Consider the following 24,011-nt stretch of genomic DNA (forward strand, 5'->3'; position numbering starts at 1 on the left):
ATGGCAACATTTTTTTTCTGTTTTTTCTTAAACATATTAAGTGCGCAGAATGATAGATCTGGTTTTATTCAAAAAAAAATAGAATCATGTAGAACACCAATTAATGATTCTACATATGTTTATTATATTAATGAGAATTTATATAATAATGAAATCAAGTTTATTCTAAAAACTGAAAATGTAATTACTTCAGAGTGCAATAAAAGTTCAGTAACAAAAAAAATAATTGATAAAATAAATTTTTCTCAAAATCCAATAGTAGAAATAAATAATTACGACATTAAAAATATTGTTTTCAAAGATTTTACGAATCTCATTCCGACTAAGATTATAGCATTAAAGAAATTAAATTATGTAAGTATTATAATCGAAGTAAATAGTTTTTCATATTCAACAATAGGTAATGGGTACATATATATATGCTTTAAAGTTAATCAGAAAGGAAAAGTAATTAAGAAAAAAATATTTGAATCAAAATTGCCTTTAAAAACAAATATGCATAAGAATATTTTTTAAACAATTGTGATATTCAAGTGAATAATAATCTCCTGCTAACTTGAGTGTCCAGCTCGTGAACACTATCTAAATCAATTTTAAACTATACGGGCACGAGCGAGACGTTTGCGCTAGCAGGGGTTCGCAATGCTATTTTAAAAAATGTAGAAAAACTAGATTATATTCTTCAAGCTTTAGATCTAATAAGTTTTGCAATGGATGAAAAAAAAAATAGAGATCATCACTACCATGTTTGCTCCTTTGGACTTTTTAAATGCAATGGTTTATCCAAGCATTAGCAAACCTATTGAAGAAGTTTGGGACGGAATGGTAAATACCACTATTGAAGAAGCAAAAGATAGAGGGCTTTCGGGGATTTATGATTTGACAGATTCTGAGTGGTTTAATAAGAATAAATATGGAAATTATCAGTATACTTTGATAAATAATGAAATATTAAATAAATTACTAAAAGGAGAAATAAAAACATTAAAAGAATTAAACAAACTTTCTGAAAATCAATTAATAAAATACAATTATAATAAATCTTTATTTGAGTATACTATTCTTTATTATACATTAAAAGAAGAAAATACTGATAATTATAAAACTTACGTTGATTCTATCTTTATAAACTAAAAAATGAAATATACTCATATTATTGTTGCAATAGTTTCATTGCTAATATCTTGCAAAGAGGAAAAAACTCTTGAAATTAAACAAATAGATACAAAAGAAATAGTAACTATTCTGCCTAATTTAAAAAATCCTTTGATAAAAGATAGCGTTGTCTTATCGATTCCTTTTGAATTTCAAATACTTATCGATTCTTCGGTTGATTATGTTGTCTGGCTATATAGAGTTGATAATAAAACTTTAAGAGACGGTTCTTTCGATTATCAAGTTTATAAAAAACAAAACAAAACAAAAATAATATATCAATTAGATTCTGATAAAGCATTAATTAATAAACCTATCAATATCATCATCAAAGAACGAAATCATTTAATATCGAAAACAGATGCTAGAAAACTATTAAAAAAATACGATATAAACAGATCATTGGATAATTTAAAATTTAGAGATACAATAAAATTGACAACATATGATAAATTCAGAAATGAAAATAAATCTTTGATTAATGATTTTGAAAAAATTAGCGATTTATAATCGCAAAATTGAAATGAACACAAATATAAAATGAAATGTACATTTTTTAAGTAAAAGTACTGTTCGATAAATAAAAAAACTAAAAATTACGATTGAATGACCATCAATTTATATACTGGTCTTTAATTTTATCGAGTTCTGCAAGTTCTTTATTTACTGCAGTACATTGAATAGTGTAAAATGTTGTCCTTGATATAGGATAGACAGGATTAATGTATTTACGTAGGATAACCGTATCAGGAACATCAGGCGTTTTATGTGCCTTATAAATATCTAAAATAAGTTTGTAACGCTGTAATGTGCTGTATCGTATTCCGAAAGATTGTTTTGTTAAAGCCATAGAAGCAAATTTATAGATATATTACATTTTAAACAAATCGATTTTGGGCTAGTTTTAGCTTATATTATAGAATGGAGCAATCTAGACATCATTTATTTATAAAAGCTTTTAAAGCAGTTTAAAAAACCTTTTAAAACAATTTAAAAGTAGAATAGAAAAAGCCGTTAATATGATTAACGGCTTTTCATTTTTTCTAGTTCTTCTATTTGCTGTAGCTTTTTATTTATCGAAGTGGTTAAAATCTTATCAAATGTCACTCGGGAAATTGGATAAATTGGCTTAATATACTTTCTAAGAACTACAGAATCGGGAATGTCTTCCGTTTTGTATTTTCTGTACAATTCATAAATCAATTTATATCTAAGAAGAGTATTTTTTTGTTTTAAAAGTTTTGTCTGTTCTGCTGTCATTTATTTTTCTTTTTAAATCATTTATGCGTTGTTTATAATTTAGAAAAACCGCCTTTACAGGCGGTTTTATATAGATAAATATTATTCTATTTGCAATTTTGCAATTAGGATGTTTTTTCTACTATTGTGTAATCAAATGATACATTCTGATCGTCGTTAGTCATTTCGCGAATGCACAATCTAAATGACGTAGCTGAATGCTCTCGTGTGTTATGAAATACGTTGTTGTCCAAATTGAAATTTGCCGAATTTGAACGAAATGACCCCAGAACCTGATAATTTGATGTGCCAATATTTGGGAATGAAATAACAGTAGAATAACTGTTCGATGTTATATTTCCAATGACTTTAGTATTTTGATAAAGCACTTTTAAGAAAGCAGGTTTATTTTTAATATATGCATTCGATGCTGTATCATTGACGTTGAAATCTGACTGAACATTTTTCTGTGCATTTTCTTCGATTCCGTTTAGCTTCGTTTCAATTAAATTTAATCTACTGGCAAAATCACTTCTAAATTCTTCAATATCTTTTGTTGGAAATGGTCTTTTAAACGAGTTCCAAGGCCATGAAATTTCAGCGCTTCCAATTGTTGCATAACGAACAATATGCACAGTTTTTACCGCACCGTTTTCAAAGGTTGCTTCTTTATTTTCTTCGATAATGATAACCGTTGAACTTTCATTGACTGCTGAAGCTTCGCGAAATTCCAAAAGTTCGCCATCTATAAAAACAAAACCGTTTTTAACTGTGGTGCCGATTTTATCACAGCCTGAAACAATGGTAAGGTTTCCCGCCAATTGTCCAAAGGCATTGAAAATAGACAATGTTGTAAATATCTCCTGCAACCTTTCAGTTTTTAACGGAAAACCGCCTGTCTTATTAAAATTTATCTTATTCATGAATAAAAATATTGTAGTGAAAACTGCCTGCTATGTAAAATTTAATTTATGCGTTATGCAACTTTTGCAGAAATAATTGCACCGTTTGCTTTGTTGCGAATTGGCATCGCTAAGAAACGTTTGTCAAAACCAATAATTGTCGCTCTCAACTCTGGGTCTTTTTCACGGCTGTAAACATTTACAGTTCCGTCAGCTTTCATCACTTCGTCAGAACTGAATGAAAAAGATGAATAAGTATCAGATGCGCCAGGAACAGAACCGAAAGGTTTTTTAGTTTTAGTTGTAGCGTTATAGATAGCATTTTCGCCATACTCCAAGATATTGAAACTTGCAAATCTTTTAGGCTTGCCGTTCACAATGTCTGTAATATCTTTAAAAGCTTTTAAATCTTCAACCAATAAATCTTCAAGGTGTCTTGGCTCTAGAACCAAGTAACGCTTGTCAACAGGTATTTTCAAAGTGTCGTATGCTCTTTTTAGCCTTAAAATATCAATCACTAGCATACGCTTAAATCCATCGCCGTTGTCGGGTCCGGTTGTTTCAATAATTGGCGTATTAGCTGAGTGTGAACTTGGCGAATATGCGTGAGCCGCTTTTGCTCCGGTTTTTGCCTGCAAAGACATTCTGTGTGAGTATATGACACTTTCCATTTTGTCATACGCAAATTCCATTGCTTCAGGATTGCTCACTTTTGTGTTGGTGGTTTCAAACAAGTCAAGTTCAAAAGAAAGCGGTGTATCTTCACGATCATTAATTGCAATTGGATAAGTAGTGTTGTTTATCAATACGGCAGGGTCGAAACCGCAATCCGCCATATTAATGATGTCAAAATTTACATTTTCTGAGAAATCCTGAGCGTATTTCAAAAAAGATGCTTCTGAATAGTAATTTTTCATGATTTGGCTAGTCCAAATCTGTGATTGTAATGCCATAGATAGTATTTATATTTAAGATTAATTTTTAGTTTTTATACTCTTCCTTAAGTAATTTTTTAAACATTTCGGGATTTGAAGCCAGTTCGTTAGGAGCATGCTTTCTGTAATCTTCTAAAGTCCATTCAGATTTATCTTTATCAGATTTAGCATTTTTTAACCTCTCGGTTTCCTGCATTTCCCAAAGTGATACTGTTTTTATAGGGAACAGCTGTAAAAGATTTTTCTTCGCTTCATAGAAATCATCACTAAATTGTTTAACGAAAATTTCTCTAAGTGCTGGCTGTAGTAAACGTCTGCTGATTGCTAAATCAATCATTTCGCCAGCCTCCTGTTGTTGGGCGTTATCAACTTTTTTAAGCTTTAATTTTAGAGTATCGTTTTCAAGTTTCAAAGTCTTGACTGCCCCCAGAACCAGTTTGTCTTTTTCTGCCCCGCTTGGCAGATTTAAAAGTGTGGCAATTGAATTTACATCACTTAAATGATTAAGTTTTAGTTGTACTGTATCAAAATTATCAGTGTATAATTTTAGAGCGTTTCCATTGCTTGGAATTGCAACAATCGAAATTTCTATCAATTCGCATTCTTTCAGATAATCGCCGTTATCATCCTTAAGCAATGCATCTCTGTCGTGTCTAATACCGAGACTTGTAGCTTTTAGAAATCCTCTCTCAACTTTTCCCATTACTTCTTTTGCAAATGGGTCAGCTTCATCGAAAACGGCATCAGCAAACAATTTACCGTCTCTCTTTTGTAGGTTTTCCCAACGTCCAATAACCATTGGGGTATCATGCATATAAAGCATGATTGGGTTTTTCTCAAAACGTGTGGTGTCAATTCCGTCCGTCAAGATTCTAAAACCGTAACTGTTAACAGTTTCATCAGAAACTAAAAATGTGTGTTTCATAGTTATTATTAAAAATTTTTACATTATTTCTTTGTACCAAATGTTTTCGATTCTTTCGATTGAAATTGCAAGGTTTTTTATGTCCTGCGTATTCGAATTTGGATCGTCTACTAAAATCCTAAATCGCGCGCCTAATATTTTTAAATCCTGACTGTACTTCTTGCGCCTCGCTTTGGTTTCTTTAAGCCATACTCCAACGGTTTTTTCAGTCACATTTAATTCTATAGCTATCTTCTTTTGTGATGTTCCGCTTAGATAAAGCGCAATCGCTTTATTTTTTTCGATGTGTTTTACTTGTCTGCTCATAGCGCATCAGTTGACCAGTTAATTTCTATTTCTTTGTCAGGATTCCATCCTGTGTATTTTATTTCCTTAAGCGTCTGGCTGATTTTGTACTGTAAAAGTTCTGAATGCTGAAACACCTGCGTAGCTTCTGAACTGGGAAAACTTAAGCCTAGTAAATAGCCTCTTTCCTGATTTATGCAGATTCTTTCGCCACGTGTAAAAACTTTATTCTTTTCGGAGCAATATTGTAAGACTATATTTAACTGCTCTATCCTGTTTGGCTGTTGATTCATTTTTGATGTTGATTTAATTAAACACTAAAAGCCATTCAATTAAGAATGGCTTTTTTTGTGGCTTGCGCTAAATATAATTACCGTAGAAAGTTTTATCATTTATAATCTAGTTTAAATAGCTTACAGAACTATATAAATACTCCTGCTTGCATGGGCTTGCAATTCTGTTCTGTTCAGTAAAAAAATGAGTGTCAAATCTCATTGTTAATTCAATTTTTCCATTACAGTTTGAGAAAACAGAACTTTTGCAACTTGCTATGTTATTTTGCATGCTTAATGCCTGAATAACCCCAAGTTGAATATGTGTTTCGAATACCCCTTTAGGAACAGCAGTAACAATTTGTGACATCTCGCCAGTATTAAAAACAATATCCGTAACAATTGCTTTGTTTGGAATTGTAAACATTTGTGATTGCAATTCTGTTTGGTTTATAACCTCTGTTTGTTTTGTTGCTTGATTTTTCATATTTTTGCTCTTCATATTGATTATACCGCTTAGCGGTTTAAATTTAATTAAGGTAGCTTCTGAGAAAAGCTACCTTTTTTTATTTGTTACTCTGCTTAAAACCAGCTTACAGTCACAGCCTTATTTTTGGTGCTTCTGTAAATAGGAATGCCAAAAAATGTTACTGTTGTAACTGTTTGCATCCCGTTTAATTCAGCATTTACTTTGTGTAGTCTTGTTTTTTTAAATGGATTTTTCATGTTGTTTATTTTTTTTAGTTAGTTATGTGAATACTGTTTTTGCATTTTCTTTACGAAATTTTCTCTATTCGCAACAATTTTTTTCATACATAAAACAGCATCCTTATTGTTTCTATTAAACCTCGATACGGCAGTATTTCTAGGTACATTTAGAATAGTACTTAAAGTTTTTAAATCGCCTTTCTCAATTTTTGTAATTATTTTCTGTTTTACTGATTCTATTTCCATTGTTTATATATATTTGTGCGTTGTTATTAATGCAAATATATTCGCTTTTGCGAATATTACAAACAAATGAATGTTAAAATTTCGCAAATGAGTATTAATTATGACTATTAACGAACGAATTGAAGAAATAATAAAGACCTTATTTAATGGTAAAAAAAGCCGTTTTGCTAGTCAAATAGGCGTTTCACCAACGGTTATTGAAAATATAGTTGGCACAAGAAAGGGCAATCCATCGTTTGGAGTTTTAGAAAAAATAGCATTCGCAATTGAGAATATAAATCTCGATTGGCTATTGACTGGTCGTGGTAAGATGACTGTAGAACAAACTAGCAGATCAAAAAAAAATGAAAATGATTCAATTATTACTGAATTAAGAGAAAACATTGACAAAATAAGTAAGGAAACTGATACGTTAGGCACTCTTTTGGAGAGCAAACAGGAAACTATTGATTCACAAAGAGAAACGATTCGATTACAGCAAAGTAAAATATTAGAATTAGAGGAAAAATTAAAATCTAATTTATAGGTGTGTCTTGTCTGTTCCAACGGTAGGAACAAGCCCTTAAAATTATTTAATTTTATTCGTCATTCTTGTATTTAAATTATACGAAATTGGAGTATTTAAGACGCCGATGATAACTATAAATCTTGCAAACCATTACGAACACTGAGCTAACAGCTATAATTTATATTAATTTTTTGAATTAAAGGGGGTATTTCACGCAGTTTTTTGATGCTTTTATGCTGTAAAATGTAATTATAGGGGGTGTTTCACGCAGTTTTTTTGCATTTAAGAGGTAAAGCAAGAAGTAAAGCAAGAAGTAAAGCAATAGAAAAATGTTCGATTAGCATTTCTGGCTCTCAAAATACACAAAATGCGAATTTATACTCGTTTTGCGTATTTATAAAATTTACAAAATACTTTAAATTCCTGATATAAAGCGTCTTAACACTAAAAAAGTATTATTATTTATGCATTTGGGGTCATCTCGAAGCCATTTTTTGACGTTTGAAGGGGTCTAAAAGTGCATTTGAGGGGTATCTCAACGCTACTTTTTATACACCTTAGAGGCAAAGCAAGAGGCAAAGCAAGAGGCAAAGCAAAGGTTTAAAACAGTCTTTTTTTAGGATTGTAAACTGTTTTTTTAAAACCGTTTAAAAAATATTTAAACACTATTTTAAAAGGTTTTAAAGTATGCTGTTTTTTGCTCGTGCATTGATTTTATTGATAATATAGGTTAGTAAGCATGCCAAAAGGAAAAAACCTTTTAAAGTTATTTTAAAAGGTTCTTTAAATGGTATTTTACGCTCTTAAGCATTGATTTTACTTGGTCTGTATTGTGTTGATGGTACTGAATAACAGCATAACCTTTTAAAATTCTGTTCCAATGGTACACAAATGATACACGATGGTACACTTTTGTACATTTGATTTTTTTTGATTTTCGACCTTTTTTGGTCTTAGTACCTTATTTTATTGGGGTTTTCGGACTTTTTTATATTTTAGTGTTTTGTACATTTGAATTTAGTGCCCATAGATTCTATTTATTTCAAAGCCATAAGGGGCAAAAAAGAAAATTTTTATGTCGTAAAAAAAATTAATTGGTAAAAGACTTTATAAACTTTATTGCACGAACAAGCAGAATTAAAAAAAAATAACAATTCAGCAAAATATATTAAAGACTAAAAAATATGAAATTTATAATTGCCTTTGTGTTTTTAACACAACAGTTCGTTTTCTCTCAAGAAAAAAATATTGATTATTTAACTCTAAATAAAGAGAATTTTCAGATTAGACATAATTCAGTAACTTTTAAATTTTCTGTTCTAGCCACTAAATATAAAAACCGCTATGATCTTGCCCGAGACACAATATTAAAAGAAGGAAATTATATAATTAAATACGATGATTTTTTTACAAAATTTTCAGTAAATAAGGCTGGTAAAATTGACGGAAAACTTGATGAAAAGTTTATAAAGCGTGGTGAGGTATTCACAACTAAATACCAAGTTAGAGATGGATTTATATATAAAGCTACTACATACGATTCATCAGCCAATCTACTTACAGATAGCGATGTTTATTATTGCGGAGACATTGTTGAAATCGTGATGATTGCAGCAAATGGTGAAAAAAAAATAACAATTGAAACTCCACATACTACGAAAATTAGAAAATATGATAGAGAAGGTGCTTTTTTAGATGAAGAAACATGGAATAAAGCTGGAATATATTGTCCTGATAAATAGATTAAGATTTTTTTACAAAAAAACTTTAAATTTTTATAAAAAAGTAAAACACTTAAATTCTAGTGCGATAAACTTATTAGATGATGACCATAATTTTTCTTTATACCAAAATATCATCATACTTATCTTGGTTTTTATTAGTTTGTATATTCTTAATCTGCATTATTACATATTTTATAGAAAAATGTCAACTTAATAAATTAATAAAAAAGGAGAAAACAGAACTAGATTATTTTAAGCTATGCGGAGATAAAATTGTTATTAAATATGATGAATTAATATTAAAAACAAACTGCTGGATAGAAAATGAAGAAGATTTAGAAAAAGTATCAGATAAAACAAGTCGTAATATAATAATTTTAGAAAAAATGCATAGAGGTTATCATTTTAAAATAGCATATGAAATTTATATGGAACCTGAGTTATTAAGAATGAAACTTGCATTAAAATATGAATTAGACTTTTACTATAATCCTGCTAATTTTGATCATAATTTGTTAGATTTTACATTTTTATTTCAATAAATCTTTTCTAGGGCGAGCGTCCCGCTCGAGAACACAATCTAAATCAATTTAAAAAACCACATGAGCACGAGCGAGATACCCGCGCTAGCAGTTTTTTTCACTATTTCCTCTCAACAAATACAATACGTATTTATACTTGATTCAGAATTAGTAAATTTCCCTAGATTGGCTAATAATCTAAATTAAATATGAAAAATAAAATCATTCTATTACGCAGTTTACTTGAAAGAAATAAGATCTTTTTTGAAATCATAACTGCAACGGCATTAACTACTGCAAGCATTTTCATCTCAATTAAAGCCAATAATATTGCAAATTACGCGAATGGAATTTCCGAAGAACAAACAGAAATCATGAAGTCGGAAAACACTCCACGAATTCAAATTAAAAGAGATGAATTATATACAGACTCAACGAAAACAAATTATATAACTAAATGGTCTATATACAACAATAATAGCAAGTTATCTAATTTTGAAATTCAAAAAGAGGTTTCATATCTTGTCTTGGTAAAAGAAAACCTCAAAGAAATAGATCTTCCCTTGGTAAAATATCTCGATGCTGGCAAAGTAAGCAATCAAAATGAAGGTTTAATATATGAGTTTGATAATAGACATTGCTATGAATACGAATTCTTAATAAATCAAGAATTATCAAATCATGGCAACACGTATATAAAAAGCTATATTGAAATATCGTATTATACTATTTCTGGAAACAAAGAAACTAAATTCTACCAAATCCTTCCATTGATTCAAGAGATTTCTAGTGACGAATGGAAATCCAATGAAAATGATTGGCGAAATAAAAATCAATCTGCAATCACTTTGGAACACATCCAAAAAAATATGAATCAGATTAAAAAAGATATTAAAAGTTAATTAAATGACAAACATACTTTTAACTTCTTAACTTTTATAAACACAAAGCATTGTCAATTCAAGGAATGAGAAATCACATTCAAGTATCGACAAAATTTGACGATATAGCTAACGAATTTCTTATGTGGTTTCTCGTCCCTCGAAATGATAAGATCAAGAGCTTTCGTCATCCACTTTAAAAAAAACAAACAATTTAAAATCAATCATTACCCTTTATTTTCTCGCATACCTTTTCAAGAAGACTTTTAGTCTGCTTAAAATATTTCATCTTATCATCAATCTCTTTTATTTTGGCTTGAAAAAGTTCAAGTGTTTCTGGTTTCGAATCAGTTGTTTCGAACCAGCTGATCAATATTTTCTTTATTTCTGCCAAAGTAAACCCGACCTCTCTCGCTTCTATAATAATTTCTAAACGCTCAATAGTATTAGCGTCATAATGTTTATAATTATTAGAAGTCACATTTTCATCAGTCAATCCTTTGATCATTCCTAAATTCTCGTAATATCTAATTGTATGAATTGACAATCCCGTTTTTTTTGATAATTCGTTTACAAGCATAACTTTATTTTTTTACAACAATAAAGCATAGAGTATAGTCTATACTTAACCATTGCAAATATACTAATTGTTTTTACTTTTAATGCTTAAAACATAAGAAAAGACTTCAACAACAGAAAACGCAGACGAAACAACAAAACATTAATCTAAGATCTCCAAAATTTCTGATGCAGTTTTCCTATTTTTATCAAAATTTCAAAAAATGCATATCATCATCAAAAAAATCAAAATCACAGTTTTTGCAATTGCATTAACAACCTGTAATTATTTTTACGCTCAAACAAACAAAATAGAAACCGAATTAGATGTTTTGTTTCAAAATGCATTTCAATCTAAAACTTTTAATGGAAATGTTTTAGTTGCTAAAAAAGGGAAAATTATATACGAAAAAGCTTTTGGTAAGGCCGATGCAAGCAATAACATTAGTTTAAATAAAAAGTATCGTTTTCATATTGGTTCAATCGCTAAAGAGTTTAATGCTGTCGGAATTATGATGCTAAAAGAGCAAGGAAAATTAAAACTTGACGATTCGGTTTCTAAATTTATTCCTGAACTTCCTTCTTGGGCCGACAAAATTAAGATTATCCATCTGCTTCAATACACAAGTGGACTTCCTCAAATAAAATGGAACGAAGTAAATCAGGATTCAGACAATATGGCATTTCTGTTAAAAACTTCCTCTTTAGAGTTTCAACCAGGAACTCAATACGATTACAACAACAATAATGTGTTTTTACAAAGACGTATTATTGAAAAAATCACCAATATGAGCTTCAATGCTTTTGTGATAAAGAAAATCTTGAAACCAATCGGAATTAAAAATGCCGTTGTAGATCCAAACGAAAAAGAGCCTCTCGTTGCAAAATCTTTTAACAAAGAAGAAAAACAAGACATCCTGAAATACAATATTTCAGGTTGGACGGCTTTAAACTTAAAGGACTTTTACAAATGGTCTGAAGCCATTAACTCTTTCAAAATTATCAATCAGCAATCGACGAACGAACTATTTGAACCTTTTTCTAAAGATAATCAAACTGGTCTCGGTGGCGGAACTATGGAAAATGGAAAAGTGACAAGTCACATACATGATGGTGCCGCTTATAATTACCAAGCTTTATTAATTAGCAATCCAAACTTAACAATTATTCTAATGACCAATAACAAACAGAATAATTTGGAGGAACTTAGCAACTCGATAGAATCTATAATTAAATAGATAACATTATTTTCTCAACAATAAGAAAAGCTCCATTATTATTTCTAATGGAGCTTTTTTGAAAATTATTACAGAAGTTCTTATTCCAATTTCGTTAATGCTTTTGAATTTCTCAGCAAAAACACATATTGAAAATAATCCGTCGCTGAAGCATCTTTTAGAGGCACAATATTTTCCCCGAAAGCTCTAGATTTTACTGTTATCAGATTTTGTAATTTTAAATAAGGTGAATTTTTCGCGTTAAGTTTAAAAAGTGTAATTGATTCTGGTTTACTCAATTCTTTTAGATCATTAATTCCTTTTACAAGCATTAATGGCCCGTCAGCATTTACCCAATCAATTTTTTCATTTTTAGGAGTAGGAAACTGAGGATTTTTAGGCAAATACATTTCGCTGTCAATTGTATAGCTCACAAAACTTGTCACTTTTACACCCGAGTCTTTTAATCCCGCAGCAAAAGTTGCCCTGCCCGATTCCGTTTTCTTCTGCAGCGTATGAAAATATCCAAAAAGTCCGTAGAATTTTTCATTTTCAAGATGCATTTTTTTAATTGAATTTTTGAAATTGCTCACCATAGCCTCATCTCTTGAAATTTTAGAATCATCATCAAAATTTTTGTCAATTCCGATTACTGTAATTTTTAGAGAATCAGCCAAATTCTGATTGTAATCGTAAATAGCATTCCATTTATCAAATAATTCCTGGCTAGCTTGCTGTGGAATCCTTCTCTTAATCGACTCAACAACTTCTTTCAACATCGTTTTATTTTTTTGCTTTTCAGACAAAAAAACATTGAGCTTTTTAGCCGTCAAACTATCCATTTCGGCAATGTAATATTTGATTCCCTCTTTTTTGTTTAAGAAAAAGAACATTTCTTGATCTATCTTTTGATTGTCTGCATAACCATGAATTTCTCCTAATAAAAATACTTGCGACTTGTAAAAATCTGCATCAAACAATTTCCCATCTATAGACGCCCCTACCTGAACATTGTTTTTTGACAAATAGCTTATATTATTATCATCTTTAGATTCTAAAAATAATTTGTTGCTGATAAACAGATAAGCTATAAAAAGTAAAATAATACTTAGAAGCGCAATAAACGTGATTTTGATAATTTTAAAAATTTTCTTCATGGTTAAGAATTATGGTTATTTTGATTTTCTGATGTAAAAATATTTTTATTCGCCAGAACATTCAATTTTTATTGACTGAATTGTCATTTACCGCTGATGAATTGTTTTACTTTCCAAAACCGTTTGCTAATGCCTCAACTAAACGGAGTTTTTATTATGCAAAAGCGCAGCTGTTTTTCTTGTAAATTTGTGATTCCTTGTTAAATCAGAATACAACATTCACAACTAAAAAACTCGAAAGAGAATTAAACGCTTTACAAACAAATGGAAATATTAATAATTACTGGCCCACCATACTCTGGAAAGGGCACTCAATGCGAAATTTTAAAAGACGAACTTAAATTTGAGCATATTTCGACTGGAGACAGGTGCCGTTTGGAAAAACAAAACGAAACGGAAATTGGAAAAATCATGTCTACCTATGAAGAAAAAGGAGATTTGGTTCCCGATTCTATCATGAAAGATCTCTTCAGTAAAATTTTAGATGAAAATATAGCCTCAAAAGGAATAATTTTAGATGGCTACCCAAGAACCGAACCACAAGTAAATGATTTGTTAGAACTTGTAAAATCTAAAAATCTGGAAATTGGGAAAGTAATAAATATTGAGGTTCCAAAAGAAGAACTTCTAAAAAGAGCAAAGAAAAGAGCCGAAACCTCTAATCGAAAAGATGACAAAGATGTCAATATTCACCTTAAAAGAATTGACGTTTTTGAAAACGCAACTAGACCTGCAATCGAATACATGAAATCAAAAATCAACGTTCTGACTTTTGACGGAATGGGGACAATCGAAGAAATAACAAAACGCATAAAAGATAATTTATAAAAGATAATTTATAAAAGATTCGCTTTATTCCATAAAATACAGATAAAAAAAACTCCAAAATCAACTGACTTTGGAGTTTTTCTCTAAAAAGGTTATTTTTCTTTCTTGGTTAATTGGAAAGCTATAGTCTCTTTCTTTTAGTAATACTTTTTTGTTTGTCTGGCCACTTGCAACTGTTACTATAAGAACTAATAAATAGTATTTTTCATGGTATCGTAATTTTAAGGTTATAAATTTATTTCGATACAAACCTCCGAAAGAATCCTATTGTGTGCGACCGAATAAAAATATTTGTACTCATTTGTCCAAAAAAAAAGAGTACGAATAACTTAAAACGAAGTACGAATAATTACAAAATACTAAATTACACCACTTTACGATATGCAGTAGGTGTGTAACCGGTATGTTTTTTAAATGCAGTATTAAACGATGATTTTGAATTAAATCCAACATCGTAAAGAATTTCTAAAACTGTTACTTTGCTTTTTGTGGCATCTTTTAAAATATCCATAGCATTTTCTATACGATAAGCATTAATAAAATCATAAAAATGCTGATCTAATTTATGATTGATTAAAAGAGACAAGTCCCGAACAGGAATTTTGACCCCCTTAGAAACGTCCTGAATCGTTAGCGAAGGATTAAGAAATGGCTTTTCTTCATTCATATACCGCTGCAGTTTCAACAATTCTTCACTGTACCTCTCTTCGTTTACAGCTGTAGGTGCGTTAATTTTTTCTTCAGAAACAATATCTTTTACCAGCTTTAGTTTTGAATCGATATTTCTGAATAAATCAGGATTATTTAATGCTTTAAACAAATACCAGCAAATAACAAAAGGCTGTAATACCATAATCCCAGCTTTTATCCACTCTGAAACATCCGGATATTCTGAAAATTTAAAAATATTTTTTACAATGGCAACCACATACAAGACAGAGAGAAGGGTTGCAAACTGAAATAACCAATTATAAGAATTAATGTGGGTACCGGCGTTATTTTCAACATACAGTTTTTTTGCTTTCTTTAATAACATAAAAATCGCTGCAAAATAAACAATGATCTGAATATGTATTAAAATATGAATAAACTGCAATTCGATCATACTTTTACGATTAATTATAAAATCCATTTTTGAAGCATCGTCTACAGCATAGAAACGCGGCACCAAAACTGCATTTACAATTAAAAACGGGAGCGCATGAAAAAGATATTTGGATTTAAGTCTGAAATCAGAATAAGAAACAGATAATACATATAAGTAGAATACTGGAATTTGAAGAAAAGCAAATGTAGTTCTGAATATTCCTAAATTTGAAGGCTTATCAAACATCAATCCGAACAAAGGTTCACTTAAATCTACTGCATTTAAAAACAGAAAAACGGCAAAAAGAACGTTGCTTATTTTATCTTTTGTTTTAACTGTGAGCAGAAAAAATATTAGCAATAATGAAATGAATAAAGTAATTATAGTTGCTACAATTAATAAATTAATTTTATCCATTTCTATTTTTAGTGGTATTATTGTTTAAAAATATAATCTGCCTTATTTATATCAGCCTTCAAACATTAGCACATTTATATGACTATATTTTGACGGTGAGCCCTTTTTCTTAAAGCGAATATATGAAATATTTTCACTTTTAATTATTTCCTTTTCCACAAAATAGAAATACATTTCTTACTCTTCAATTCATGATTTCCATTAAAAAAAGCACTGAGTAAAAATCTCTGAAATACTACGTTTTGCTTTCTCTACTCTAGAAAATTATTTTTAAGAATTTGAAACTATGGTTTTCTTCCTTTTATTATTAAAATAATTTCTTAGTGGAATATCGTAAACTACCATTACCGCATAAGCAAATCCAACTAATAAAATCACAGAACTTATTACAATCAATGTCAATTTTGCCATATCAGGTTTATAGTTGGTATAATAATTTCCAAACATCCATAAAAATGCATAATGCGTCATGTACAGCGGATAAGATATTTTTCCAGAAAAAACACAGGCTTTTTTTAATCCAGGTTTTAAGACAGCACCAGCACCTAAAGAAATCAGCAATGGAAAATACAACAGCACAACCAAAGGTTCAGAAATCCAATTGTATTCTGAAAATGGCATAACAAAAGCCAATAGCAGCAAAATAGTCAACCCGCTAAAACCAAGCTTGCTTTTAATAATCCAATTTGATCTGTAAATAAGCAATCCTGCTAAAAAAGAATACGAAATTCTTGCACACCCATCCCAAAAAGTCGGACCGCTCCATCCTCCTAATAGATTACCTGAATTATATCCGACATAACAAATCGCAATTGCAGATAATAAAGTTAATAGCAATAAAAAGCTTCTCGCAACTCTATAAAGGACAAATGCATAAACGATATTAGCAATGTACTCCCAAAATAACGACCATGCAGGCGCATTAAAACTAAATAAATTGAAACCGCGATCAGCAATAACTGGAAACGGAATAAGAAATATAGAACAAATAAATGCCAAAATAATTTTTCCAGTGCTGTACAATTCTAAGTAGCCGCCAAACGGATCAAACAGAAAAGCAAGCAACCCCAATATCGATCCTGCAATAACCAACGGATGCAATCTTATAATTCTTGAGATAAAAAAATTGCGAAGTCCCATCTTTGCAATCCGATCATCATAGGCATATCCAATTACAAATCCCGAAAGACAAAAGAAAAAATCGACAGCCAGAAATCCGTGTCCTATAAAATTCTGGCTTGGATCGGTAAAAATCCATTCCATAAAATGGAACACAACAACTGCAAAAGCTGCAATGCCTCTTAATCCGTCTAAAATTTCAAAATGCTGTTTAGTTTCAAGAACTGCTGTAGAAGATTGGCTAGTATTCATTAAATCGTAATATTCTTTTAATTAACTAATATAGCTTGCAAGTTCTACAAATTAATAGTTAAATCAAAGTATGAATCACCTTCAGTTTCGAGATAAGATTTAAAATTCTTTAAAAAAGAACATTTTAATCATTCAGTCCTTTCCCGTCTAGAATTCGTGGAATATTCTTTTCTATTCTAGCCGCTCTCGTTTTCGACTGTTTAGGTTGAGAAAAATGAAGCAAATAGGCACGTTGCCTTCCGGGAGTTAAAGCATCAAAAGCTTTTTTAAAATTCATATCAGAATCAAACTTATGCTGAAGTTCTTCTGCAACTTCAAAATCAGAAACTTTTTTCAGTTCGACTTTCTGCCCTGACTTCTCGATTTCAGCCGCCTCAAAAATATATCTTTTTAAAATTTCCTTCTTTGACAAAATATCCTCCACATTCGTAAATCGAATTTGGCGCGCTGCCTGCACATTATCTGACTGCTGAATCAAAATATGATCTGGATCTTTCATTAAAGCCCCTTTAAAAAACAGAAAAGCACAATACTCCTTAAAATAATGAATTAATACAATATTCCCTTTTTCGAAAGTATAACATGGAGATCCCCATTTCAATTCTTCAGACAAATGGCAATCTAAAACAATTTCTCTCATCACCTTGATTTCGGCTTTCCATTTATCTGCATCTTCAAAATAAAAATCAACTTTAGAATTTGTGCTATACTTTGTCATGATACATCAATTTGTTAAGTATATAAATTTAGTATTTTTTATACAGCTAAAATTCAAAACCTTTAATAATTCCTCTTTTGGATTAACTCTAAAGCAAATTTAGCATTTTCGTCTCTCCAAAATAAATATACATATCAAGTCAAATTTAAAACTGAAATTAAGACAAAAGTTAAAACCATTAATCAACTAACATTTAAACAAGCTTACAAGACTTTTAAAGACACATCAATAAAAAAACAGCAAACAACCCGCAAATAAAATTAACGCAGCTAAAAGACCGGAAAATCGGCTTCAGAAATAAGCGGTCTGGCATTTATAGCGTTTCCCTTCGGGCCGGGCTGTCCGCTGTATCTTTTGCGGTCGGGGTCTGCGGGAAAAAGAAGCCCTGCATATCCCGCAAAAAAATGCCGCTCCCATCCCTAACGCAGCCCTACGGAAGAGGGATTTCGGGCCTGCGGCGCTGCAAGAGCTTTTTTTTTGCGGAAAGCCAAAATTCCGCATACAAAAAAACCCCATCCGTAACGGATGGGGTTTTCAAAAGAAAGGCGACGACATACTCTCCCACAATACTGCAGTACCATCTGCGCAGGCGGGCTTAACTTCTCTGTTCGGGATGGGAAGAGGTGAGCCCCGCCGCAATAACCACCTTAAGGTTTTTAGTCCAAAGTCACAAGTCTTAAAGCCTTTCGGCTTTAATCTTTCGGCTTAAAGACTGCCCGCGACGGGCAAATATTTTAACATACTGGGATAAAGAAACAAATAAGCTTTATTTTTTAGAAAGTTCCTTCCTCCCGATTGCCCGGGAGGAAAAAGTCTGTGCATAAGCTTACGGATTATTAGTACTACTCGACTGTGACATTACTGCCTTTACATCTGTAGCCTATCAACGTGGTCATCTTCCACGATCCTTAAAAGAAATCTCATCTTGTGGTGGGTTTCGCGCTTATATGCTTTCAGCGCTTATCCCTTCCAAACGTAGCTACTCTGCGGTGCCCCTGGCGGGACAACAGATACACTAGAGGTTTGTCCAATTCGGTCCTCTCGTACTAGAATCAGATCCACTCAAATTTCTAACGCCCGCAGTAGATAGAGACCGAACTGTCTCACGACGTTCTGAACCCAGCTCGCGTGCCACTTTAATGGGCGAACAGCCCAACCCTTGGGACCTTCTCCAGCCCCAGGATGTGACGAGCCGACATCGAGGTGCCAAACCCCCCCGTCGATATGAGCTCTTGGGGGAGATCAGCCTGTTATCCCCGGCGTACCTTTTATCCTTTGAGCGATGGCCCTTCCATGCGGAACCACCGGATCACTATGCTCTACTTTCGTACCTGATCGACCTGTATGTCTCTCAGTCAAGCTCCCTTATGCCATTGCACTCTACGCACGGTTACCAAGCGTACTGAGGGAACCTTTAGAAGCCTCCGTTACTCTTTTGGAGGCGACCACCCCAGTCAAACTACCCACCAAGCACTGTCCCCCACATCGCGGGGTTAGGCCTCAGATAAACAAAGGGTTGTATTTCAACAATGACTCCACAACGCCTGGCGACGCCGCTTCATAGTCTCCAACCTATCCTACACATCATTTATCCAAGGTCAATACTAAGCTATAGTAAAGGTGCACAGGGTCTTTTCGTCCCACTGCGGGTAAACGGCATCTTCACCGTTACTACAATTTCACCGAGCTCATGGCTGAGACAGTGTCCAGATCGTTACACCATTCGTGCAGGTCGGAACTTACCCGACAAGGAATTTCGCTACCTTAGGACCGTTATAGTTACGGCCGCCGTTTACTGGGGCTTCAATTCAATGCTTCTCCGAAGATAACATCTCCTCTTAACCTTCCAGCACCGGGCAGGTGTCAGGCCCTATACTTCATCTTGCGATTTTGCAGAGCCCTGTGTTTTTGATAAACAGTCGCCTGGACCTCTTCACTGCGGCCCCGATTGCTCGGGGCGACCTTTCTCCCGAAGTTACAGGTCTATTTTGCCTAATTCCTTAGCCATGAATCTCTCGAGCACCTTAGGATTCTCTCCTCAACTACCTGTGTCGGTTTACGGTACTGGTTCTTACTGCCTGAAGTTTAGAGGTTTTTCTTGGAAGCCCTTAGGCGCACTATCTCTTTGTCCGAAGACTCCGAGTACTATCGCATTTCGCCATCTTCTACGGATTTGCCTATAAAAGATATAGCTAGGTGCTTTAACGAACTATTCCGTCAGTTCGCGGCGCTTTCATCACTCCGTCACCCCATCACAGCAATAAGAAGTACGGGAATATTAACCCGTTGGCCATCGACTGTCCCTTTCGGGTTCGCCTTAGGTCCAGACTAACCCACAGCTGATTAGCATAGCTGTGGAAACCTTAGTTTTTCGGTGTGCGGGTTTCTCGCCCGCATTATCGTTACTTATGCCTACATTTTCTTTTCTGACCGGTCCAGCACCCCTTACGGAATACCTTCTGCCCTGTCAGAATGCTCCCCTACCACTTGCAAATACATGCAAATCCATAGCTTCGGTAATATGCTTATGCCCGATTATTATCCATGCTCGTCCGCTCGACTAGTGAGCTGTTACGCACTCTTTAAATGAATGGCTGCTTCCAAGCCAACATCCTAGCTGTCTGGGCAGACAAACCTCGTTCTTTCAACTTAGCATATATTTGGGGACCTTAGCTGATGGTCTGGGTTCTTTCCCTCTCGGACTTGGACCTTAGCACCCAAGCCCTCACTGCATAGAAACATTATATAGCATTCGGAGTTTGTCAGGAATTGGTAGGCGGTGAAGCCCCCGCATCCAATCAGTAGCTCTACCTCTATATAACTTATTTATGCGCTGCACCTAAATGCATTTCGGGGAGTACGAGCTATTTCCGAGTTTGATTGGCCTTTCACCCCTACCCACAGGTCATCCGAAGACTTTTCAACGTCAACCGGTTCGGTCCTCCACTGTGTGTTACCACAGCTTCAACCTGCCCATGGGTAGATCACACGGTTTCGCGTCTAACACTACTGACTAAAGCGCCCTATTCAGACTCGCTTTCGCTGCGGATCCATGGCTTAACCACTTATCCTTGCCAGCAGCGTTAACTCGTAGGCTCATTATGCAAAAGGCACGCCGTCACCCCACTAAAGGGCTCCGACCGCTTGTAGGCGCATGGTTTCAGGATCTATTTCACTCCGTTATTCACGGTTCTTTTCACCTTTCCCTCACGGTACTGGTTCACTATCGGTCTCTCAGGAGTATTTAGCCTTAGCGGATGGTCCCGCCGAATTCAGACAGGGTTTCACGTGCCCCGCCCTACTCAGGATACCGCTATCCATTACATTTGTTGCCCGTACGGGGCTGTCACCCTCTATGGCGCTCCTTTCCAGAAGCTTCCGGTTCCTTATGCATGAAATATCGCGGTCCTACAACCCCACAACTGCCGTAACAGCTCTGGTTTGGGCTAATCCGCGTTCGCTCGCCACTACTTACGGAATCACTTTTGTTTTCTTCTCCTCCGCCTACTTAGATGTTTCAGTTCAGCGGGTTTGCCCACCTATCGGTGTGCTATATCTTCAATATAGCGGGTTGCCCCATTCGGGTATCTGCGGATCAGTCGGTGTGTGCCCGTCCCCGCAGCTTTTCGCAGCTTATCACGCCCTTCATCGCCTCTGAGAGCCTAGGCATTCCCCATGCGCCCTTATTTTGCTTATTGCACCAATCATAAAATCATTTATGACCGTTTTTCTTTGTTTTTATTATCGCTAATAAAAACGCTTTCTACTTTCTTATTATTTTCTTATCCCAATATGTCAATGAACTTTCTTATGCTTTAGGCTTAAAGCAGTATGCTTTAGGCTTTCTCAGCTTACGGCCTACAGCTTATAGCTTATAGCCCTTGGTGGAGAATAACGGAGTCGAACCGTTGACCTCCTGCGTGCAAGGCAGGCGCTCTAGCCAGCTGAGCTAATCCCCCATTTTCAATTTTAGATTTTTGAATTCAGATTTTAGATTTCTTATTCTTCTCTAATTTCTTTTGGCGAATCCCAGCATCCAGAATTTCCTTCTCTTTAAGCTTTAAAAAGTAGTCCCGGGCAGACTCGAACTGCCGACCCCTACATTATCAGTGTAGTACTCTAACCAGCTGAGCTACGAGACTCTGTTTTTTTTTTACTTAAAAGTTTATTTCTTTAAATTAACAGCAAGAGTAATGCAATTTCAAGATCCAAAACCTGCAGTCTTGGCATCCCATTTCCCAAACGTGCCTTCCGGCTAACATTTCAGGCTCTAGAAAGGAGGTGTTCCAGCCGCACCTTCCGGTACGGCTACCTTGTTACGACTTAGCCCTAGTTACCAGTTTTACCCTAGGCAGCTCCTTGCGGTCACCGACTTCAGGCACCCCCAGCTTCCATGGCTTGACGGGCGGTGTGTACAAGGCCCGGGAACGTATTCACCGGATCATGGCTGATATCCGATTACTAGCGATTCCAGCTTCACGGAGTCGAGTTGCAGACTCCGATCCGAACTGTGACCGGCTTTATAGATTCGCTCCCCCTCGCGAGGTGGCTGCTCTCTGTACCGGCCATTGTAGCACGTGTGTAGCCCAAGGCGTAAGGGCCGTGATGATTTGACGTCATCCCCACCTTCCTCACAGTTTGCACTGGCAGTCTTGTTAGAGTTCCCGACATCACTCGCTGGCAACTAACAACAGGGGTTGCGCTCGTTATAGGACTTAACCTGACACCTCACGGCACGAGCTGACGACAACCATGCAGCACCTTGTAAACTGTCTTGCGAAAGATCTGTTTCCAAATCGGTCAGTCTGCATTTAAGCCTTGGTAAGGTTCCTCGCGTATCATCGAATTAAACCACATGCTCCACCGCTTGTGCGGGCCCCCGTCAATTCCTTTGAGTTTCAAACTTGCGTTCGTACTCCCCAGGTGGGATACTTATCACTTTCGCTTAGCCACTGATGTTGCCACCAACAGCTAGTATCCATCGTTTACGGCGTGGACTACCAGGGTATCTAATCCTGTTCGCTACCCACGCTTTCGTCCATCAGCGTCAATCCACCGGTAGTAACCTGCCTTCGCAATTGGTATTCCATGTAATCTCTAAGCATTTCACCGCTACACTACATATTCTAGTTACTTCCCAGTAATTCAAGTCCAGCAGTATCAATGGCCGTTCCACCGTTGAGCGATGGGCTTTCACCACTGACTTACAAGACCGCCTACAGACCCTTTAAACCCAATGATTCCGGATAACGCTTGGATCCTCCGTATTACCGCGGCTGCTGGCACGGAGTTAGCCGATCCTTATTCTTACGGTACCGTCAAGCTCCTACACGTAGGAGTGTTTCTTCCCGTACAAAAGCAGTTTACAATCCATAGGACCGTCATCCTGCACGCGGCATGGCTGGTTCAGACTTGCGTCCATTGACCAATATTCCTCACTGCTGCCTCCCGTAGGAGTCTGGTCCGTGTCTCAGTACCAGTGTGGGGGATCTCCCTCTCAGGACCCCTACCCATCGTAGCCTTGGTAAGCCGTTACCTTACCAACTAGCTAATGGGACGCATGCTCATCTTCCACCGTTGTGACTTTAATCATATCCCGATGCCGGAACATGATGCTATGAGGTATTAATCCAAATTTCTCTGGGCTATCCCTCTGTGGAAGGCAGATTGCATACGCGTTACGCACCCGTGCGCCGGTCTCTGCCGATAAATCGGCATACCCCTCGACTTGCATGTGTTAAGCCTGCCGCTAGCGTTCATCCTGAGCCAGGATCAAACTCTTCATCGTATATTTTAATATTATATTATCGATGCCTCTTCTATCGGTTCTTTTCGAATCTCTCGATTCCATTACTCTTATTCTTTTGTTGTCTTATCTTTAAGATAAGACGGCTGTCAATTCAATATGTCTACGAACGTTGTTTCTTCTGTATTCCACTTGTGTTTCAAAGCGGGTGCAAAACTAAAAATTCTTTTTGTTTCCTGCAAGAAAAATTTAAAAAATTTTTGAAGCTTTTTTTTCGCCTCCCTTTTCCAATTTCCCTCCCGATCTTTCAATGGACTTTCCGCGTTTTTCGGGGTGCAAATGTAAAAAGCTTTTTCTTTTCCCGCAAGCTTTTTCCAATCTTTTTTTTTCGAAAATTTCTTTTCGCTGATCTTCTGAAGCTGCCGGAATTTCTAAGAGCATTTTTCGCCGTTGCGGGTGCAAAAGTAGCGCCTTTTTCCGCTTTTCCAACTCTTTTTAACGATTATTTTAAATCTTTTTTCCGCTTTTTTCCTAATGCGCTGATAACATCTTGTTTACGTTTCGGAGTTTTTTTATTCTGCGTAAGGATTTTCTTGGAATGGCTGGTATTT

Annotated in this window: 25 protein-coding genes, 2 tRNA genes and 3 rRNA genes; 9 read left to right on the top strand and 21 right to left on the bottom strand. The window is 34.7% G+C overall.

The features are described from left to right. From N4T20_RS02190 to N4T20_RS02200, 3 genes are all read left to right on the top strand, one after another. Nucleotides 1-516: a hypothetical protein gene (locus N4T20_RS02190; protein ID WP_260671497.1), complete on the top strand. Its 516-nt coding sequence runs from the start codon at nt 1-3 to the stop codon at nt 514-516. Between the two features lie 198 nt (nt 517-714). Beyond that, the gene (locus N4T20_RS02195; RefSeq protein WP_260671498.1) at nt 715-1,134 is read left to right on the top strand and encodes a hypothetical protein; all 420 of its coding nucleotides are present in this window, start codon (nt 715-717) and stop codon (nt 1,132-1,134) included. Nucleotides 1,135-1,137: 3 nt separating this feature from the next. Next, on the top strand, nt 1,138-1,665 hold the full coding sequence (locus tag N4T20_RS02200; protein ID WP_260671499.1) for a hypothetical protein: 528 nt from the start codon (nt 1,138-1,140) through the stop codon (nt 1,663-1,665). 103 nt (nt 1,666-1,768) lie between these two features. Here N4T20_RS02200 and N4T20_RS02205 read toward each other — a convergent pair whose 3' ends face one another. The 10 genes from N4T20_RS02205 to N4T20_RS02250 form a co-directional block, all read right to left on the bottom strand. After that, nucleotides 1,769-2,005, bottom strand: coding sequence for a hypothetical protein (locus N4T20_RS02205; protein WP_260671500.1), 237 nt, complete (start codon nt 2,003-2,005; stop codon nt 1,769-1,771). Between the two features lie 173 nt (nt 2,006-2,178). Further along, the gene (locus N4T20_RS02210) at nt 2,179-2,415 is read right to left on the bottom strand and encodes a hypothetical protein (protein WP_260671501.1); all 237 of its coding nucleotides are present in this window, start codon (nt 2,413-2,415) and stop codon (nt 2,179-2,181) included. A gap of 104 nt (nt 2,416-2,519) precedes the next feature. Further along, nucleotides 2,520-3,317 carry a hypothetical protein gene (locus N4T20_RS02215; protein WP_260671502.1) on the bottom strand — a complete coding sequence of 266 codons (798 nt, stop codon included), beginning with the start codon at nt 3,315-3,317 and terminating at the stop codon, nt 2,520-2,522. 53 nt (nt 3,318-3,370) lie between these two features. After that, nucleotides 3,371-4,249, bottom strand: a complete 879-nt coding sequence (locus tag N4T20_RS02220; RefSeq protein WP_260671503.1) for a hypothetical protein — start codon at nt 4,247-4,249, stop codon at nt 3,371-3,373. 28 nt (nt 4,250-4,277) lie between these two features. Further along, nucleotides 4,278-5,156: an HK97 family phage prohead protease gene (locus N4T20_RS02225; RefSeq protein ID WP_260671504.1), complete on the bottom strand. Its 879-nt coding sequence runs from the start codon at nt 5,154-5,156 to the stop codon at nt 4,278-4,280. A gap of 18 nt (nt 5,157-5,174) precedes the next feature. Next, nucleotides 5,175-5,462 carry a helix-turn-helix domain-containing protein gene (locus N4T20_RS02230; RefSeq protein WP_260671505.1) on the bottom strand — a complete coding sequence of 96 codons (288 nt, stop codon included), beginning with the start codon at nt 5,460-5,462 and terminating at the stop codon, nt 5,175-5,177. Further along, a complete protein-coding gene (locus N4T20_RS02235; protein WP_260671506.1) occupies nt 5,459-5,734 on the bottom strand; it encodes a hypothetical protein in 276 nt (91 codons plus the stop codon). The genes N4T20_RS02230 and N4T20_RS02235 overlap by 4 nt, the downstream gene beginning before the upstream one ends. A gap of 106 nt (nt 5,735-5,840) precedes the next feature. Further along, the gene (locus N4T20_RS02240; RefSeq protein ID WP_260671507.1) at nt 5,841-6,200 is read right to left on the bottom strand and encodes a hypothetical protein; all 360 of its coding nucleotides are present in this window, start codon (nt 6,198-6,200) and stop codon (nt 5,841-5,843) included. Between the two features lie 95 nt (nt 6,201-6,295). Continuing rightward, nucleotides 6,296-6,439 carry a hypothetical protein gene (locus N4T20_RS02245; protein WP_260671508.1) on the bottom strand — a complete coding sequence of 48 codons (144 nt, stop codon included), beginning with the start codon at nt 6,437-6,439 and terminating at the stop codon, nt 6,296-6,298. A gap of 18 nt (nt 6,440-6,457) precedes the next feature. After that, complete coding sequence (locus tag N4T20_RS02250) at nt 6,458-6,667, bottom strand: hypothetical protein (protein ID WP_260671509.1); 210 nt, start codon at nt 6,665-6,667, stop codon at nt 6,458-6,460. 100 nt (nt 6,668-6,767) lie between these two features. Between N4T20_RS02250 and N4T20_RS02255 the strand changes: the two genes are divergently transcribed. The 4 genes from N4T20_RS02255 to N4T20_RS02270 all read left to right on the top strand — a co-directional run bounded on the left by N4T20_RS02255 (nt 6,768) and on the right by N4T20_RS02270 (nt 10,322). Continuing rightward, entirely contained in the window at nt 6,768-7,193 is a 426-nt protein-coding gene (locus N4T20_RS02255; protein ID WP_260671510.1) for a hypothetical protein, read from the top strand. Between the two features lie 1,166 nt (nt 7,194-8,359). Further along, nucleotides 8,360-8,917, top strand: coding sequence for a hypothetical protein (locus N4T20_RS02260; RefSeq protein ID WP_260671511.1), 558 nt, complete (start codon nt 8,360-8,362; stop codon nt 8,915-8,917). Nucleotides 8,918-8,997: 80 nt separating this feature from the next. Continuing rightward, the gene (locus tag N4T20_RS02265) at nt 8,998-9,441 is read left to right on the top strand and encodes a hypothetical protein (protein WP_260671512.1); all 444 of its coding nucleotides are present in this window, start codon (nt 8,998-9,000) and stop codon (nt 9,439-9,441) included. A gap of 188 nt (nt 9,442-9,629) precedes the next feature. Continuing rightward, a complete protein-coding gene (locus N4T20_RS02270; RefSeq protein ID WP_260671513.1) occupies nt 9,630-10,322 on the top strand; it encodes a hypothetical protein in 693 nt (230 codons plus the stop codon). A 199-nt stretch (nt 10,323-10,521) separates the two neighbouring features. Here N4T20_RS02270 and N4T20_RS02275 read toward each other — a convergent pair whose 3' ends face one another. Continuing rightward, complete coding sequence (locus N4T20_RS02275; protein WP_260671514.1) at nt 10,522-10,881, bottom strand: MerR family transcriptional regulator; 360 nt, start codon at nt 10,879-10,881, stop codon at nt 10,522-10,524. Between the two features lie 202 nt (nt 10,882-11,083). Between N4T20_RS02275 and N4T20_RS02280 the strand changes: the two genes are divergently transcribed. Further along, the gene (locus tag N4T20_RS02280; RefSeq protein WP_260671515.1) at nt 11,084-12,097 is read left to right on the top strand and encodes a serine hydrolase; all 1,014 of its coding nucleotides are present in this window, start codon (nt 11,084-11,086) and stop codon (nt 12,095-12,097) included. An 80-nt stretch (nt 12,098-12,177) separates the two neighbouring features. On the opposite strand, the gene N4T20_RS02285 is transcribed toward N4T20_RS02280, so the two are convergent. Then, nucleotides 12,178-13,233: a hypothetical protein gene (locus N4T20_RS02285; protein WP_260671516.1), complete on the bottom strand. Its 1,056-nt coding sequence runs from the start codon at nt 13,231-13,233 to the stop codon at nt 12,178-12,180. A gap of 264 nt (nt 13,234-13,497) precedes the next feature. On the opposite strand from N4T20_RS02285, the gene N4T20_RS02290 reads away from it, so the two are divergent. Further along, on the top strand, nt 13,498-14,061 hold the full coding sequence (locus N4T20_RS02290; RefSeq protein ID WP_260671517.1) for an adenylate kinase family protein: 564 nt from the start codon (nt 13,498-13,500) through the stop codon (nt 14,059-14,061). A gap of 364 nt (nt 14,062-14,425) precedes the next feature. Here the strand turns inward: N4T20_RS02290 and N4T20_RS02295 are convergent, their stop codons facing one another. From N4T20_RS02295 to N4T20_RS02335, 9 genes are all read right to left on the bottom strand, one after another. Continuing rightward, complete coding sequence (locus N4T20_RS02295; RefSeq protein ID WP_260671518.1) at nt 14,426-15,565, bottom strand: helix-turn-helix domain-containing protein; 1,140 nt, start codon at nt 15,563-15,565, stop codon at nt 14,426-14,428. Between the two features lie 270 nt (nt 15,566-15,835). Beyond that, on the bottom strand, nt 15,836-16,936 hold the full coding sequence (locus N4T20_RS02300; protein WP_260671519.1) for an acyltransferase family protein: 1,101 nt from the start codon (nt 16,934-16,936) through the stop codon (nt 15,836-15,838). Nucleotides 16,937-17,060: 124 nt separating this feature from the next. Then, nucleotides 17,061-17,654, bottom strand: coding sequence for a YdeI/OmpD-associated family protein (locus tag N4T20_RS02305; RefSeq protein WP_260671520.1), 594 nt, complete (start codon nt 17,652-17,654; stop codon nt 17,061-17,063). Between the two features lie 540 nt (nt 17,655-18,194). Next, nucleotides 18,195-18,304, bottom strand: a 5S ribosomal RNA gene (gene rrf, locus N4T20_RS02310). A gap of 166 nt (nt 18,305-18,470) precedes the next feature. Then, nucleotides 18,471-21,353: ribosomal RNA gene (locus tag N4T20_RS02315) — 23S ribosomal RNA — on the bottom strand. A gap of 183 nt (nt 21,354-21,536) precedes the next feature. Then, a tRNA-Ala gene (locus N4T20_RS02320) sits at nt 21,537-21,613 on the bottom strand. A gap of 109 nt (nt 21,614-21,722) precedes the next feature. Further along, nucleotides 21,723-21,796, bottom strand: a tRNA-Ile gene (locus N4T20_RS02325). A gap of 132 nt (nt 21,797-21,928) precedes the next feature. Further along, nucleotides 21,929-23,442 (bottom strand): 16S ribosomal RNA (locus N4T20_RS02330). Together the 16S, 23S and 5S rRNA genes with 2 tRNA genes alongside form the textbook arrangement of a ribosomal RNA operon. 207 nt (nt 23,443-23,649) lie before the next feature. Next, entirely contained in the window at nt 23,650-23,889 is a 240-nt protein-coding gene (locus N4T20_RS02335) for a hypothetical protein (RefSeq protein WP_260671521.1), read from the bottom strand. Nucleotides 23,890-24,011: the final 122 nt, after the last annotated feature.

Origin of the sequence: Flavobacterium sp. TR2, from assembly GCF_025252405.1 — a bacterium.
Lineage (GTDB): Bacteria > Bacteroidota > Bacteroidia > Flavobacteriales > Flavobacteriaceae > Flavobacterium.